We start from the raw sequence: 15,581 nt of genomic DNA on the forward strand, positions 1-15,581 counted from the left end.
TTGAGTATATTAAAAACGATACCCTAAATTTATTCCTACTCTTGGCACAATTGAACGAGCTTCTGAAGTAAACAGGTTTCTACCCAAACCTCCATATACATCAAGTACAAATCCTCCAGACGATACGTATTTTGAACCAAAGGCTAAACCTAAAGCTCCGTCAGTATATTCCTTATATTTTTTTATTGTACTCCCTTGAACTTCAACTTTTCTTTCTCCTGTATTTATTCCCATAAAAACTTCTCCAAAATAGTTCCAATTGCTATTGTTTGTAAAGTAATGACGAAAAAAAGGAGTAAACATTCGTTCTTCATTGTATCTAAAATCTGCTGATTTTTTTTCAAAGTTAAACAAAGCTGAAATACCAACCGAAGAACGATCAGTTGTATAATACTCATAAGACACCTCTAACGTTTTAAAAGCCAATGCGTCTAGTAAATCTACTTTTACCTCTTGCTGTGCATACGTGAGAGAACTGACAAAAACTACAGCTGCTAATACTATTTTTTTCATTTTAGTTTTTTACTAATTATAATTTATCTACTTCCTACAAGGATGATACCACAAACATACATCTTTTGTAAAAAAACAGTTTGGTTATTTATCATTTCTTGCTTAAGAACAGTTACAATTTGTATCACAGCTGCTATTTTTTTTAGGCTTAAAAAAGAACTTTTTCACTAAAAAAATAACGGCTCCACAAACGACTAGATATGTTAAAACTTCTTGCATTAACTTAAAAATTGATAGGCTATAAATGCTGATAAATAAGCCAAAACTCCCATACTTGCTAGTTGAACCATTGGCCACTTCCAACTTTTTGTTTCCCTTTTTACTATTGCTAGTGTTGCCATACATTGCATTGCAAACGCATAAAATAACAATAAAGAAATTCCCGTAGCAAAGTTGAATCTTTTTTCTCCTGTTTCCGGGTTTATTTCTGACCTCATTTTTTGTTTTATAGTCGTTGTATCTTCTCCATCGTCTTCTACGCTATAGATAGTAGCTAATGTTCCTATAAACACTTCTCTTGCTGCAAAAGAACTAATTAGTCCAATACCTATTTTCCAGTCATAACCTAATGGTTTAACAACTGGTTCTATTGTTTTTCCTGCAATTCCTATATATGAGTTTGCCAACTTAGCAGATGCTATTTTTTTAGCTAAATCTTCTTCTGAAAGATTTTTATTTGCAGTATTCTCTATAACACTTTTCTCAGCATTTTCATAAGATGATGGTCCATGAGACGCTAAAAACCAAAGTACTATTGAAATTGCTAAAATGATTTTTCCTGCTCCAAAAACAAATGCTTTTGTTTTATCTAAGACATCAAAAAACACATTTTTTACTGATGGTATCTTATAATTAGGCATTTCAACCACAAAAAGTGAGTTGTTTTTTATTTTCAATGTTTTATGCAAAATATATGCTGCGATAATTGCTGCAGCAAAACCTAAAATATATAATGCTAATAAAGTAAACCCTTGTAAACTTAAAAAACCAAACAACTTAGTATCAGGAATAATTAATGCTATTAAAATTGCATACACCGGTAATCGTGCTGAACAGGTTGTAAAGGGTGTTACCAAAATAGTGATTAATCGTTCTTTCCAACTAGCAATAGTTCTAGTTGCCATAATTGCTGGAATAGCACATGCAGTACCTGAAATTAATGGAATTACACTTTTACCACTCATTCCAAAGCGACGCATAATTTTATCCATTAAAAATACTACTCTACTCATATAACCTGTTTCTTCAAGAATAGATATAAACAAGAATAAAATAGCTATTTGAGGTATAAAGATTACTACACCACCTACTCCAGGAATAATTCCGTCAGTTAATAAATCGGTGAACATTCCTGCAGGTAGTTGCGCTTTAGTAAACTCTGCGATATCAGCAAATAAACCATCAATAAGATCCATGGGAGTAGAAGCCCAATCGAAAATAGATTGAAATATCAATAATAACAATCCAAAGAAAATAACATACCCAAATATTTTATGAGTAAAAACTCTATCTAGTTTACTACGTACATCCGTAGCTTTAGAGGCATCTACCTTGTAGGTTTTATTTAAAACAGCATTTATTTGCTGATATCTATATATAGTTTCTTTATGTTGATACTTTTTTTGCTTTGTAATTTCTCCTTCAAATTCTTTTATTGCTTCTTTTTCTGAGGAAGAAAGTAATGGTTTATGATTTTTTGTAAGCATCATCCACAACTCATAAGCTGTAAATTCATTACTTACTTTAGCTAACTTTTCAAAGTAAGCACTATCTATCTTTTGAGATAATTCGTTGAAAGTTGAGTGTACTTTTAACGAATTATAATTAGCTACTTCTTTTTTTAAGTCATCAACTCCCTCGTTAGTCCTTGCCGACATTAATACTACTTTGGTATGTAGTTCTTTTTCTAAGGCTGGCACATCTATAGAAATCCCTTTTCGCTTTAGTTGATCAGCCATGTTTAACGCTAAAATCGTCGGAACTTCTAAATCTTGAATTTGCGAAAAGAGTAATAAGTTTCTTTTTAAATTTTCAATATCAGCAACTACAACAATTACATCTGGTTTTTCTTCTTGATGCGTAGTCATCAAAGTTTTTAAAACAATGCTTTCATCTATAGAGGTGGGATTAATACTATAAGTACCAGGTAAATCAGTAATCGTTGCATTTTTATCATTAGGCAATTTACAAACTCCTTGTTTTTTGTCAACCGTAACACCAGGGTAATTTCCTACTTTTTGGTTTAACCCTGTTAACTGATTAAACAATGATGTTTTACCTGTATTAGGATTTCCAATTAAGGCTACATTAATACGATTACTCATCAGCTATAGTTTTATAATTGAAATTTGACAAGCTGTTTCTTTTCGAATCGCTAAATGACTTCCGTTTACACATATATACATTGGGTCTTTTAATGGAGCTATTTGAAGCAACTCTACTTCACTTCCGGGTAAACACCCCATTTCTAATAATTTCAACGGAATTTTATCCAAGCACTCTTCAGATATAATTCCTTTTTCCCCTAAATGTAACGATGCGATAGTACTCAAAAGATATATTTTTAGCTTGCAAATATACTAAAATAGAATCGTTCTAAACAGTATACCAACACAATATTATGATTTATTTAATAGGTTGCTCTCTCTATTTGATGTCTTATATTTGTAGTATGACTTTCGACGATATTCTTGGGCAAGAACATATAAAAAACCACCTACAGCAATCGGCTGAAAATAACAGAATTCCGCATGCACAACTCTTTGTTGGTAAAGAAGGTAGTGGTACTTTACCAATGGCAATTGCCTACGCTCAATTCTTATTATGTAACTTCTCCGACAATATAGAAGCTTGTAATATTAAATGTAGCAAACTACAACACCCTGATTTACATTTTGCGTTTCCTGTAACTACAAATGATTCTGTTAAAAAGCACCCAGTTAGTAATTTATTTTTAGATGATTGGAGGTCTTTTATAGAGGAGCAACCTTATGGAAGTTTGTTTAATTGGTTACAACATATTGGTGTTGAAAATAAACAAGGACAAATTGGTGTTGATGAAGCGGAAGACATTGTAAAAAAATTACAGTTAAAATCATACGAAGGTGGTTTTAAAGTAATGATTATTTGGATGGCAGAAAAGATGAACATTGCCGCCTCTAACAAATTATTAAAACTGATTGAAGAGCCACCTAGTAAAACTATTTTCATCCTTATTACTGAAGATGAAGAGCAAATTATTAATACCATAAAATCTCGATGTCAGGCATTGCACTTCCCAGCACTAAGTGAAAGTGACATAGCCAATGCTCTAACACAACAAAAAGAAATATCAGAGAACGAAGCAATAAAGATTGCTCATCAATCAGAAGGGAATTATAACAAGGCTCTACACATTTTAAACAACAATTCAAACGATTTAGTTTTTGAACAATGGTTTATTACTTGGATTAGGGCTGCATTTAGAGCCAAAGGAAATGCCGCTGTTATTCAAGATTTAATTGGTTGGTCTGAAGAAATTGCTAAATCTGGTAGAGAAACTCAAAAACAATTCTTACAATATTGTTTGCAATTTTTTAGGCAAGCTTTACTTCTAAATTACGGAACGCCAGATTTAGTTTTTTTAGAAACTCAGTCTGCAAACTTCGAACTCGCAAAATTTGCTCCGTTTATTCATAGTGCTAATATCTTAATCATAGAAAAAGAAGTAAGTGACGCACAGTATCATATTGAAAGAAACGGAAATGCTAAAATTATTTTGTTAGATTTATCTATTAAACTAACGCGTCTTCTACACACCAAAGAAGAAAAAATCCAATCTTAATCATGAAAACAAAACACATAATTACCGCACTTATTTTCGGAATACTTTTTGTTGCTTGTAAACAAGAAAAAAAAGGACCGCTATTACAAGAATATTTGGTTGGAAATTGGGAAACAACATATTTGAAAATTGAATATTTAACTGCCAACGAAACCGATAGCACTTCTGTTTTTGAAGACGATTTTAGTAAACCTAATTCAGGAAAAGCACAATCTACCTATAACAGCGATGGTACTTTTTCTGCATGGTTTATACAAGCCGATGGGAAAAAAGTTGGTGAAACTAACGGTAAATGGAAAACTAGTGGAGATAGTTTATTTGTTGATTATCCGTATTTAGGAAAGCAAGTACAGGCTTGGTATAAAATTACACAAACTAGCAATGGTTTTAGCGCTACCTCCACTTATGACTGGGATAATGATGGAGAAACAGATGACACTTTGCTTATGAGAACTAAAAAAATTGAATTATAAAATTGCGTATTTTCAATAACATATCACTTCGAATTAGAATTTTTCTGTCAATGATACTTTTAGTGCTATTGGCATCAATTTTAATTGTAATGGTTACCATATACCAATACGATGAGCAGACAAAAGATTATAATACTGCACGTTTTGAACGTAAAGAGTTTTCTACAAAACAAGACATTGAAATAGAACTCAAACGCAGAACCACATATCCAGTAACTACTGAGAATTTAGCTAAAATTTTTCAAGATAGAATTTACGATATAGCATACGTTCATAAACTTACAATTTCTATGTATGATATGGATGGAAAGTTGCTAAAATCTTCCATTCCTTATAATTTTGATAAAAAAGAAGGACAAGATCTTCCTAATGAAACTGTTAAAGATTTAGCCAACAACTCAAATCATAAAATTTTAAAAAGTAGAACTGAAAAAGGTATCACTTACCAATCTTCATACACTTACTTAAACGACCCTCGTTTTAAAAGGATTGGAATTTTAGAATTACAAATTGCACAAGATAATGAAGAGCAAAAACATGAACTACGAGAGTTTATTTCTCGTCTATCATTAGTTTATTTGCTAATGCTCATTATTGCCATTGTTTTAGCTTACTTTTTATCAACTTATATTACTAGATCCATTCAAACTATCTCGCAAAAAATAAACGAGACCCGTTTAAATAAGCGTAACGAAAAAATTACTTTAAACTCTGCTAGTTCAGAAATCAATTCGCTGGTTGCCGCTTATAACAACATGATTGACCAGTTAGAAGAAAGTGCTGTAAAACTAGCGCAAAGTGAGCGAGAACAAGCCTGGAGAGAAATGGCCAAACAGGTAGCTCACGAGATTAAAAATCCGTTAACACCTATGCGCTTGTCAGTACAAAGTTTTGAAAGAAAATTCAATCCAGAAGATCCTAATATCAAAGAAAAAATGTCTGAATACAGCGAAACACTTATTCAGCAAATTGATGTAATGAGTTCTATTGCTTCAGCTTTTTCTGATTTTGCTAAAATGCCTACACAACGTAGAGAAAAGTTAAATGTAGTTGATATCGTTAAACATTCTTTAGATATTTTTACTGAAGATTACATACATTATTTCCCCCAAGAAAAAGAGTTGTATGCCAGTTTAGACAAAACACAGTTGATACGAATTGTCACGAACTTAGTTAAAAACTCAATTCAAGCAATAAAAGACACTGATAAAAACCCTAAAATAGAAGTTAAAGTTGCTTCTGAAGGAAATAGTGTTAAAATAACAGTTTCTGATAACGGAAAAGGTATTAGCGAAGAAAATAAGGAGTTAATTTTCGAGCCTAAATTTACTACTAAAACTAGTGGAATGGGCTTAGGACTATCTATCATAAAAAATATAATTGAAGCGTATGACGGTACAATATCCTTTACTTCAACTAAAGGGGTTGGAACTGTTTTTACTGTAATATTACCTAAAACATAAACATAATATGAATTTTGAAAATATTTTAGTTGAACAAACTAATGCATTAGCAACTATTACCATTAACCGACCAAAAAAATTAAACGCTTTAAACAAAGCTACTATTGAAGAGCTTCATAATGCTTTTAAAGCCTTGGAAGAAGACGCTACTATTAAAGTAATTATTATCACAGGTAGTGGAGAAAAAGCATTTGTTGCTGGGGCAGACATCTCTGAATTTGCACATTTCTCTGTTGAAGAAGGAGGAATGTTAGCAAGAAAAGGACAGGAAATCTTATTTGACTTTGTTGAAAATTTATCAACTCCTGTTATTGCTGCTGTAAATGGTTTTGCTTTAGGTGGCGGACTAGAATTAGCAATGGCTTGTCATTTTAGAGTAGCTTCAGACAATGCTAAAATGGGGCTACCTGAAGTTTCTTTAGGAGTTATCCCTGGTTATGGCGGAACACAACGCTTGCCTCAATTAGTAGGTAAAGGAAAAGCCATGGAGTTAATTATGACAGCAGGTATGATTTCTGCTGATGAAGCTAAAGAAACTGGATTGATAAACCATGTAACTTCGCAAGAAGAATTATTACCTTTAGCTCAAAAAATAGCTTCAAAAATTATGCGTAACTCTTCTGTTGCCATTAGTGCAGCAATTAAAGCTGTAAATGATAATTTTAAAGACGGTGTGAATGGTTTTGAAAGCGAAATTACAGAGTTTGGAAACTGTTTTGGAACTGAAGATTTTAAAGAAGGGACTACTGCTTTTTTAGAAAAACGTAAACCTGAATTTCCAGGAAAGTAATTTTTTTACTAAAGAAACAACTACAAAAAAATAGCATCTAAATTAAAACTTAGATGCTATTTTTACAATAAGGGGATTACATTAATAAAATGGGGGTTATTAACTGAAGCAAATATATACTAAATTCAACAACATCCAAATTTTAACATAAAATTTTTATTAAAATAACATATATTTTACATTCTAAACACAATAAATACTAAATAATTCCATTCCATTCTTTATAGAATTGTTCTAAAAAACCTTCCATATAAGCATGTCTTTGCTCCGCGATTGCTTTTCCTGTTGTAGTATTCATTTTATCTTTTAACAGCAATAATTTCTCATAAAAATGATTAATAGTAGGTGCTGTTGATTTTTTATATTCTTCTTTTGTCATTTTTAAATTAGGAGGAATTTCTGGATTGTACAATTCTCTATTTTTAAATCCACCATAATTAAAACAACGAGCTATTCCAACAGCTCCTATGGCATCTAATCGGTCTGCATCTTGGATAACATTTAACTCAGGAGAAGTGAAACTTTGTTTAAAGTTTCCTCCTTTAAAAGAGATATTGGTGATAATTTTTTCTATATGAGTAATTATTTCTTCTGATACTTGTTGACTTTCAAGAAAAGTTCTTGCTTTTTGCGGACCAACAGTTTCATCACCATCGTAAAACTTACTATCCGCTATATCATGCAACAATGCCCCTAAAGAAACTACAAACTTATCAACATTTTCATTTTTTGCAATTAATAAGGCGTTTTTATATACACGTTCAATATGAAAAAAATCATGCCCTCCTTCTGCTCCTTTCAAGGTCTCTTTTACAAACTCAATAGTATTCTGTATTATTTGTTCTCTATTCATATTTCAAAAATAAAAATCCTGTACTTACAAGCACAGGATTTTAAACGTATTATTATAATTTATTAACTAAGCAATAACCGATGGCTTAACTAAGCCCTTAGCCACTAAATATTCTGCTATTTGAATTGTATTGGTCGCCGCTCCTTTACGTAAATTATCAGCAACAATCCACATATTTAAGGTATTTGGTTGAGATTCGTCTCTTCTAATTCTACCCACAAAAACCTCATCTTTATTATTTGCTAAAATAGGCATTGGATAAACGTTGTTTTGTACATCATCTTGTACAATAACACCTTCAGTTTGCGTAAGTAACTTACGTACTTTATCTAATTCAAAATCATTTTCAAACTGAACATTTACAGCTTCAGAATGTCCTCCTGCTGTTGGTATTCTAACCGCTGTAGCTGTTACTGCAAAAGAATCGTCTCGTAAAATCTTTTTAGGTTCTTTTACCAGCTTCATTTCTTCTTTAGTATATCCATTTTCTAAAAATACATCACAATGTGGTAATGCATTTCTTCCAATAGGGTGCGGATATGCCATTTCGCCTTCAACTCCCGCTTCTTCATTGTCTAATTGTTGAACCGCTTTAACACCAGTTCCCGAAACTGATTGATACGTTGAAATTACCACACGCTTCATTTTATACTCTTTGTGTAACGGAGCTAATGCCATTACCAATTGAATCGTAGAACAGTTTGGGTTTGCAATGATTTTATCTTCACTGGTTAATACATCTCCGTTAATTTCTGGAACAACTAATTTCTTCGTTGGATCCATTCTCCACGCTGAAGAATTATCAATTACCGTTGTCCCTACTTCAGCAAATTTAGGAGCCCATTCTAAAGAGGTATCTCCACCAGCCGAAAACAATGCAATATCTGGTTGCATAGCTACTGCTGTTTCTAAACCTACTACTGTATAATTTGTTCCTTGAAACTCAATTTGATTTCCTACTGAACGCTCTGACGCAACAGGAATTAATTCTGTTACTGGAAAATTACGTTCTGCTAATACTTGTAACATTACATTACCTACCATTCCGGTAGCTCCTACCACTGCTACTCTCATTTTTTTGATTTTTGAGTATAAAATTTATTGTTTGTATGCTACAAAGGTTTAAAAAAAACAAATTGGTTGTATCTCTTTTGTTAGAAAAAATACGTTAAAATTTAAAAAATATACCATTTAGGCTTAAATAGTATTGTTTTAAACAGTAAAACTCAAAAAATCAGTACATTTGCACCGTTTTCTAGAAAAACCACAACATTTTTGTTTAACTTAAAAAAGTATAGCATGCAACTGTACAACAAGTTAAGCGCAGAAGAACGCGCTAAATTAATTGATGATGCGGGTAAAGACCGTATCACTATCTCATTCTATCAATATCATAAGATAGAAAACCCAACTTTATTTAGAAATAAATTATTCCTTGAATGGAACGAACTAGATGTTTTAGGAAGAACATATGTTTCATACGAAGGAATCAATGCTCAAATATCTGTTCCCTCAGAAAACTTTCTAGCGTTAAAAAAACAACTAGATAGTATTTCTTTTTTAAATGGAATTCGTTTAAACGTAGCTATTGAGCACGATAATAAATCGTTTTTAAAACTAAAAGTAAAAGTTCGTAACAAAATTGTTGCTGACGGATTAAACGATGACACTTTTGACGTTACTAACAAAGGAGTTCATTTAAATGCAAAAGAGTTTAATGAAATGCTAGCAGATCCAAATACGGTTTGTGTAGATATGCGTAACCATTACGAAAGTGAAATTGGACATTTTGATGGCGCAGTAACTCCAGATGTTGATACGTTTAGAGACTCGTTAGATATTATTGAAGAAGATTTAAAAGACCATAAAGAAGATAAAAACTTATTAATGTATTGTACAGGTGGAATTCGATGCGAAAAAGCTTCTGCCTACTACAAACACAAAGGTTTTAAAAATGTTTTTCAACTTGAAGGAGGGATTATTGAATATACTCGTCAGGTAAAATCAGAAGGTTTAGAAAACAAGTTTTTAGGTAAGAATTTTGTTTTTGATCACCGAAGAGCTGAAAAAATTTCTGATGATGTAATTGCCAATTGTCATCAATGTGGAAAACCTTGCGACACGCATACCAATTGTGCTAACGAAGGTTGTCACTTATTATTCATTCAATGTGATGAATGTGCTGAGAAAATGGAAAACACCTGTTCTCCTGAATGTCAAGACATCATTCATTTACCATACGAAGAGCAAAAAGAATTGCGTAAAGGGAAACACGCAAGCAATAAGATATTTAAAAAAGGACGTTCAGAAGCTTTAAAATTTAAAAAGTAATGCAAAAGATTGAGTTAATGGCTCCTGCTGGTAATTTTGAATCGTTACAGGCAGCTTTAGACAATGGATGTGATTCTATATATTTTGGTGTAGAGCAATTAAATATGCGTGCTCGAGCATCTATTAATTTTACCTTAGATGATTTAGAAGAAATATCACGTAGGTGTTCAGAAAAAAATGTTCGTACCTATTTGACTTTAAATACGATTGTTTATGATCATGATTTATCGATTGTAAAAACTTTAATCAAAAGAGCCAAAGAAGCTAATATTACTGCGGTAATTGCAATGGATCAAGCTGTAATTGCAATGGCTAGAGCAGAAGGTATGGAAGTCCACATTTCTACTCAAATTAACATTACCAATATAGAAACGGTTAAGTTTTATGCCATGTTTGCTGACACTGTGGTATTGAGTAGAGAATTAAGCTTACGTCAAGTAAAAAAGATTACTGAACAGATTGAAAAAGAAGAAATCAAAGGACCTTCTGGTCGTTTGTTAGAAATTGAAATTTTTGGTCACGGAGCACTTTGTATGGCGGTTTCTGGGAAATGTTATATGAGCTTGCACTCACACAACTCATCTGCAAATAGAGGAGCCTGCAAACAAAATTGCCGTAAAAAATATACAGTGATTGATCAAGAATCTGGTTTTGAAATGGAATTAGATAATGAGTACATCATGTCTCCAAAAGATTTATGTACGATTGATTTCTTAGATCAGGTTGCCGATGCTGGGATTAAAGTATTGAAGATTGAAGGTCGTGGTCGTGCTCCTGAATATGTTGCCAAAGTGATTAAATGTTACCGTGACGCTATTGACAGTTTATATAATGGAACTTACGATAAAGAGAAGGTGATTAGCTGGATGCAAGAATTGGAAAAAGTGTACAATCGTGGTTTCTGGAACGGGTATTACTTGGGGCAAAAATTAGGAGAATGGAGTAAAGAACCTGGTTCACACGCTACTCAAAAGAAAGTATACTTAGGAAAGGGAATGCATTATTTTCCTAAAGCAGAAGTTGGGGAGTTTAAGATTGAAGCCTACGATTTAGCAATTGGCGATACTATTCTAATCACAGGACCTACTACAGGTGCTCAAGAAATGGAATTAAAAAGCATGTTTGTAAACGATAAAGAAGCACAAACTGCTACCAAAGGTGATGAAGTTACTATGAAACTAGATTTCAGAATTCGCCCATCAGACAAGTTATACAAAATTGTAAAAACCGAATTTGCTAAAAACTAATGGTTGTAATTACGTTACAAAGAAATAAATGTATTGGTTGTAATTATTGTGTAGAGTTAGCTCCCGCACAATTTCAAATGTCTAAAAAAGACGGAAAATCTGTTTTACTGCATTCAACTGAGAAAAAGGGTTTCTTTACCATAAAATCACACGACGATAGTATTTTTGAAGCTTCATACGAAGCCAAGAAAGCATGTCCAGTTAAAATTATTGAGGTAAAACAAGTATAACTTTATACCAAAAGAACAAAGACATCTTATAAAGCTCTCTTAATCTTAAGAGGGCTTTTATTATTTTTACAGAATGGAATTACAACCTCCTTTTCGTAAAATTATTCATGTGGATATGGATGCCTTCTATGCATCTGTTGAGCAATTGGATAATCCTGAATTACGAGGAAAACCTGTTGCTGTTGGTGGTAGCGAAGTTCGCGGTGTGGTTTCTGCTGCCAGTTACGAAGCTAGAAAATTTGGAGTTCGTTCTGCCATGAGTGGTGTGTTGGCTAAACAAAAATGTCCGCATATCATTTTTGTCCCTCCAAGATTTGATCGTTACAAAGAAATTTCTTCTAAAATTAGGAAGATATTTTACGATTATACCGATTTGGTAGAACCTCTATCGCTAGACGAAGCCTATTTAGATGTTACTGAAAACAAAAAAGGAAATCCGTCGGCTAGCATGATTGCCCAAGAAATTCGACAACGAATTTGGGAAGAATTAGAACTACGAGCGTCGGCAGGAATTTCCATCAATAAATTTATTGCCAAAGTAGCTTCAGACATTAATAAACCTAATGGACAAAAAACTATCAATCCAGAAGAGGTTCTTGAATTTTTAGAGCAACTTCCTGTGAATAAATTTTATGGAGTAGGTAAAGTTACCGCTGCAAAAATGCATAACCTTGGTATTTTTACAGGCCTAGATTTAAAACAAAAATCATTAGAAGAGCTTTCCAAGTTGTTTGGAAAATCGGGAGTACATTATTACAATATTGTTCGAGGTATTCATAATTCAGCCGTAAAACCTAATCGAATTCGAAAATCAATCGCTGCTGAAACTACTTTTAGAGAAAATCTATCTTCAGAGGTTTTTATGTTAGAACGTCTTGATAAAATTGCTGACGAACTAGAACGTCGAATGAAAAAATCAAATACTAAGGGAAAAACCGTAACTCTTAAAATTAAATACAGCGATTTTACGCAACAAACACGTAGTAAAACTACCAACCATTACCTACAATTAAAAAAAGAGTTCTACCCTATTGTAAAAGAGTTATTGTACCAAGATACACTTAATAACTCTGTTAGGTTATTAGGAATTTCTTTTAGTAATTTAAACACAGAGAAAACTGAACCTGTTTGGGTACAGTTACGATTTGATTTTTAAAGTATTGGTATTTTCAACGAAACTTTGGTGCCTTTAGGGTTTCCTTCTTTGTCAATTATATCTGTATAAATTAATGAATAATTATTAGCATATTCGTTGGCAAAGTTTCGTAATCGTTCTTTGGTTAAATCTATACCTATAGATCTGCGATTAAGCGACTTGTTTTTTCTAATTTTCATAGCCGCATCCCTACCAATTCCATTATCTACAATATCAATTTGTATAAATTCGTCTGATATTTTTGTAACTGACAACGAAACTTCTTTTTTTCCTTTCTTAGATGAAAGTCCATGCCAAATAGAATTTTCTAAGAAAGGTTGCAATATAAGTGGTGGAACTTTTATTCTTTCAATATTTACACCTTCATCTACTTTTTCTATATAGTTTACTTCGTTAGATAATCGAATATTTTCAATACTCATATATAAATTCATTGTTTTTAGTTCTTCACTTAATGTTACCTCCTTTACAGATGAAGATTCTAAAATACTTCGAATTAGTTTTGAAAACTTATTTAAGTAATATACAGCATTTTTCTGCTCATTATTAATAACGTATAGTTTTATTGAATTTAATGCGTTAAACACAAAGTGTGGATTCATTTGAATTCTTAGAGCTTCTTGCTCTAACATTAGTATTTTCTTATCATTATTCAATAAGCGTTGCCTGTAAATTGAGTATAATAACACCCCTAATAAAGCTATTGAAACTAATGCTATAATTAAAACATTTCTATTTCTTAATAGTTTTAATTTAGCTATTTCATTCTCTTTTGCTAGACTCTTTATTTTATTATTACTTACTTCATTATCATACTTATTAATAAGGTTATTAACGTATAAAATGTTCTTATCGTTAAATGTTTTTCTCTCTCCTTCTATAGCTTTTTTATAAAAGCTATATGCTTTTTCATAATTCTTCTTTTTTTCATATAATTCAGATAAATATAGATTAGAATGGTTTACTCCTGATGGAATTTTATGTTTATTAGCAACTTCTAAACTTTCTTCTAAGTATACTTTTGCTTTATCTAAACTATCTAATTTTAATAATACGCTTCCAAATGTAACATAGACATCTGAAGTATAATAATGATTACCAATACCTTCAGAAACAGATACTACTTCGTTTATGTATTTGTATGCCTCCTTATATTTACCCTGTAATAATAAAACCTTGCTAATACTAGTATGACAAATTACCTTACCTATACTCGAATTATTTTCAATATTATATTGTAATGATTTATTATAATGTTCCAAAGCAGCATCTATATCACCAAGGTTTTGGAAAGCAAGCCCTATATTTTGATGATTAATAGCTAAACCTCTTTTATCATTTGTTTTTTCTTGAATTAAAATTGATTTTTTAAACTTTTCTAATGCTAATTGATATTGTTTAAGAGCTAAGTATATATTACCAATACTATTATTTGATATACTAATACTAATTTTAGTATCAACATCAGGAAACTCAATCTTATCAGCTAACTCCAGTGCCATTTGATGATAATTCAATGCACTCCTAATCTTATCTTGTCGTCGATATACTACGCCTATTTGATTTAAGGTAACAATTTCTGCGTTTACATCCTTAATTTCTTTTGATAAATCAAGTGCTCTAATATGGCTTTTTATAGAACTATCAAAAAAAGAATTATTTCGATAATATTTACCTAACAAGTTATAGGCATGTATTTCCCCTAATTTATAACCTACTTTTTTACTTTTATTTAAAAGAAAAGTTATTTCTTCTTCCTCAAAGTTTTTACGTTTAAAAAGACGCTGTAAGTCATAATAATTATCTATTTTTTTTTCAGTAGCTAATTTAATTAAACTATCTATTGTGTTTTTGTCTCTTTGTGAAAAACCCAAAAAAACAATGAAAAATAAAAAGGTTGTAATTATTAATTTTTTCATTTAAAACTTCTCAAGAAAATCAGATTTTCTCTGTCTAGAAACAGGAATCTTATGGTTATTTTCTAACACAACATAGCCGTCAGACTTCAAAAATTCTTTTATTTTATTCAAGTTAATAATATATGAGTTGTGTATTCTAAAAAAATGATCTTCGGGGAGTAATTGATTTATTTCTTTTAGTTTTTTTGTTACTACTATTTTTTTATTAGTTCCTGTAGTATATATTGTTGAATAATTACCGTCAGATTCTACAAATAAAATCTCATCTTGAGCTAGAAAAACTAATTTTCCATCAGTATTAATGGTAATCTTTCTTCTATTAAATTTTTTATTAAAACTTGATAATATTTTTTCTACCTTTTCAGTATTATTATTATTCTTATAATGTTGTTTAATTCTTCCTATTGTTTCTTCCAAATCATCGGAATCAATAGGTTTCAGCAAATAATCTATAGCTTGGTTTTTTAAAGCCTTTATAGCATACTCATTATATGCTGTAGTAATGATTATAGCGAAATTTTTATTCTCTAATTTTTCTAGTAATTGAAACCCATCCATCGTAGGCATTTCAATATCTAAAAAAAGACAATCGATAGTATTCTCGTTAATAAATTTAATTGCTTTTTCTGCTATTGTAAATGTTTCTATGATTTCTATATCATTTTCAAAGGTTGACAATTCCCAAGAAAGTCCTTGTATTGCTTTAGGTTCATCGTCAACTATAACTGCTCTCAACATTTTATATACATTTGTACCAAATGTAACAGATAATATTTTAAAAAA

The 15,581-nt window shown here is 31.4% G+C and carries 15 protein-coding genes; 8 read left to right on the forward strand and 7 right to left on the reverse strand.

Going from position 1 to position 15,581, the window contains the following annotated elements:
* Positions 1 to 9: 9 nt before the first annotated feature.
* The 3 genes from ABMY20_RS04595 to ABMY20_RS04605 form a co-directional block, all read right to left on the reverse strand.
* Positions 10 to 513 (reverse strand): DUF3575 domain-containing protein, encoded by a 504-nt coding sequence (locus tag ABMY20_RS04595; protein WP_047787961.1) that lies wholly within the window; start codon positions 511 to 513, stop codon positions 10 to 12.
* A 218-nt stretch (positions 514 to 731) separates the two neighbouring features.
* Positions 732 to 2,837, reverse strand: coding sequence for a ferrous iron transport protein B (gene feoB, locus ABMY20_RS04600; RefSeq protein ID WP_349264750.1), 2,106 nt, complete (start codon positions 2,835 to 2,837; stop codon positions 732 to 734).
* Between the two features lie 3 nt (positions 2,838 to 2,840).
* Complete coding sequence (locus ABMY20_RS04605; protein WP_047787963.1) at positions 2,841 to 3,065, reverse strand: FeoA family protein; 225 nt, start codon at positions 3,063 to 3,065, stop codon at positions 2,841 to 2,843.
* Positions 3,066 to 3,184: 119 nt separating this feature from the next.
* On the opposite strand from ABMY20_RS04605, the gene ABMY20_RS04610 reads away from it, so the two are divergent.
* From ABMY20_RS04610 to ABMY20_RS04625, 4 genes are read left to right on the forward strand one after another with little or no spacing between them, the layout of a single operon-like run.
* Positions 3,185 to 4,336 carry a DNA polymerase III subunit delta' gene (locus tag ABMY20_RS04610; RefSeq protein WP_047787964.1) on the forward strand — a complete coding sequence of 384 codons (1,152 nt, stop codon included), beginning with the start codon at positions 3,185 to 3,187 and terminating at the stop codon, positions 4,334 to 4,336.
* Between the two features lie 2 nt (positions 4,337 to 4,338).
* Positions 4,339 to 4,809 carry a hypothetical protein gene (locus ABMY20_RS04615; RefSeq protein WP_349264751.1) on the forward strand — a complete coding sequence of 157 codons (471 nt, stop codon included), beginning with the start codon at positions 4,339 to 4,341 and terminating at the stop codon, positions 4,807 to 4,809.
* 50 nt (positions 4,810 to 4,859) lie between these two features.
* A complete protein-coding gene (locus tag ABMY20_RS04620; RefSeq protein WP_073182294.1) occupies positions 4,860 to 6,272 on the forward strand; it encodes an ATP-binding protein in 1,413 nt (470 codons plus the stop codon).
* 7 nt (positions 6,273 to 6,279) lie between these two features.
* The gene (locus ABMY20_RS04625; RefSeq protein WP_073182295.1) at positions 6,280 to 7,062 is read left to right on the forward strand and encodes an enoyl-CoA hydratase-related protein; all 783 of its coding nucleotides are present in this window, start codon (positions 6,280 to 6,282) and stop codon (positions 7,060 to 7,062) included.
* 199 nt (positions 7,063 to 7,261) lie between these two features.
* On the opposite strand, the gene ABMY20_RS04630 is transcribed toward ABMY20_RS04625, so the two are convergent.
* Positions 7,262 to 7,915, reverse strand: coding sequence for an HD domain-containing protein (locus ABMY20_RS04630; protein ID WP_047787968.1), 654 nt, complete (start codon positions 7,913 to 7,915; stop codon positions 7,262 to 7,264).
* Between the two features lie 66 nt (positions 7,916 to 7,981).
* Entirely contained in the window at positions 7,982 to 8,989 is a 1,008-nt protein-coding gene (locus tag ABMY20_RS04635) for an aspartate-semialdehyde dehydrogenase (RefSeq protein WP_349264752.1), read from the reverse strand.
* Positions 8,990 to 9,214: 225 nt separating this feature from the next.
* On the opposite strand from ABMY20_RS04635, the gene ABMY20_RS04640 reads away from it, so the two are divergent.
* The 4 genes from ABMY20_RS04640 (at position 9,215) to dinB (ending at position 12,879) form a co-directional block, all read left to right on the forward strand.
* Positions 9,215 to 10,246 (forward strand): rhodanese-related sulfurtransferase, encoded by a 1,032-nt coding sequence (locus ABMY20_RS04640; RefSeq protein WP_073182298.1) that lies wholly within the window; start codon positions 9,215 to 9,217, stop codon positions 10,244 to 10,246.
* The gene (locus tag ABMY20_RS04645) at positions 10,246 to 11,493 is read left to right on the forward strand and encodes a peptidase U32 family protein (protein ID WP_159611114.1); all 1,248 of its coding nucleotides are present in this window, start codon (positions 10,246 to 10,248) and stop codon (positions 11,491 to 11,493) included. Before ABMY20_RS04640 ends, ABMY20_RS04645 begins: the two co-directional genes overlap by 1 nt.
* Positions 11,493 to 11,723: a ferredoxin gene (locus tag ABMY20_RS04650; protein WP_073182300.1), complete on the forward strand. Its 231-nt coding sequence runs from the start codon at positions 11,493 to 11,495 to the stop codon at positions 11,721 to 11,723. Before ABMY20_RS04645 ends, ABMY20_RS04650 begins: the two co-directional genes overlap by 1 nt.
* A 73-nt stretch (positions 11,724 to 11,796) precedes the next feature.
* A complete protein-coding gene (gene dinB / locus ABMY20_RS04655) occupies positions 11,797 to 12,879 on the forward strand; it encodes a DNA polymerase IV (protein ID WP_125343853.1) in 1,083 nt (360 codons plus the stop codon).
* On the opposite strand, the gene ABMY20_RS04660 is transcribed toward dinB, so the two are convergent.
* Both ABMY20_RS04660 and ABMY20_RS04665 read right to left on the reverse strand, forming a co-directional pair.
* Complete coding sequence (locus ABMY20_RS04660) at positions 12,876 to 14,798, reverse strand: tetratricopeptide repeat protein (RefSeq protein WP_239178265.1); 1,923 nt, start codon at positions 14,796 to 14,798, stop codon at positions 12,876 to 12,878. The genes dinB and ABMY20_RS04660 overlap by 4 nt on opposite strands.
* A complete protein-coding gene (locus ABMY20_RS04665) occupies positions 14,799 to 15,536 on the reverse strand; it encodes a LytTR family DNA-binding domain-containing protein (protein ID WP_253055637.1) in 738 nt (245 codons plus the stop codon). It abuts the gene before it with no gap.
* Positions 15,537 to 15,581 lie beyond the last annotated feature (45 nt).

Origin of the sequence: Tenacibaculum sp. SSH1-16 (assembly GCF_040104435.1) — a bacterium.
Classification (GTDB): Bacteria; Bacteroidota; Bacteroidia; order Flavobacteriales; family Flavobacteriaceae; genus Polaribacter; species Polaribacter mesophilus.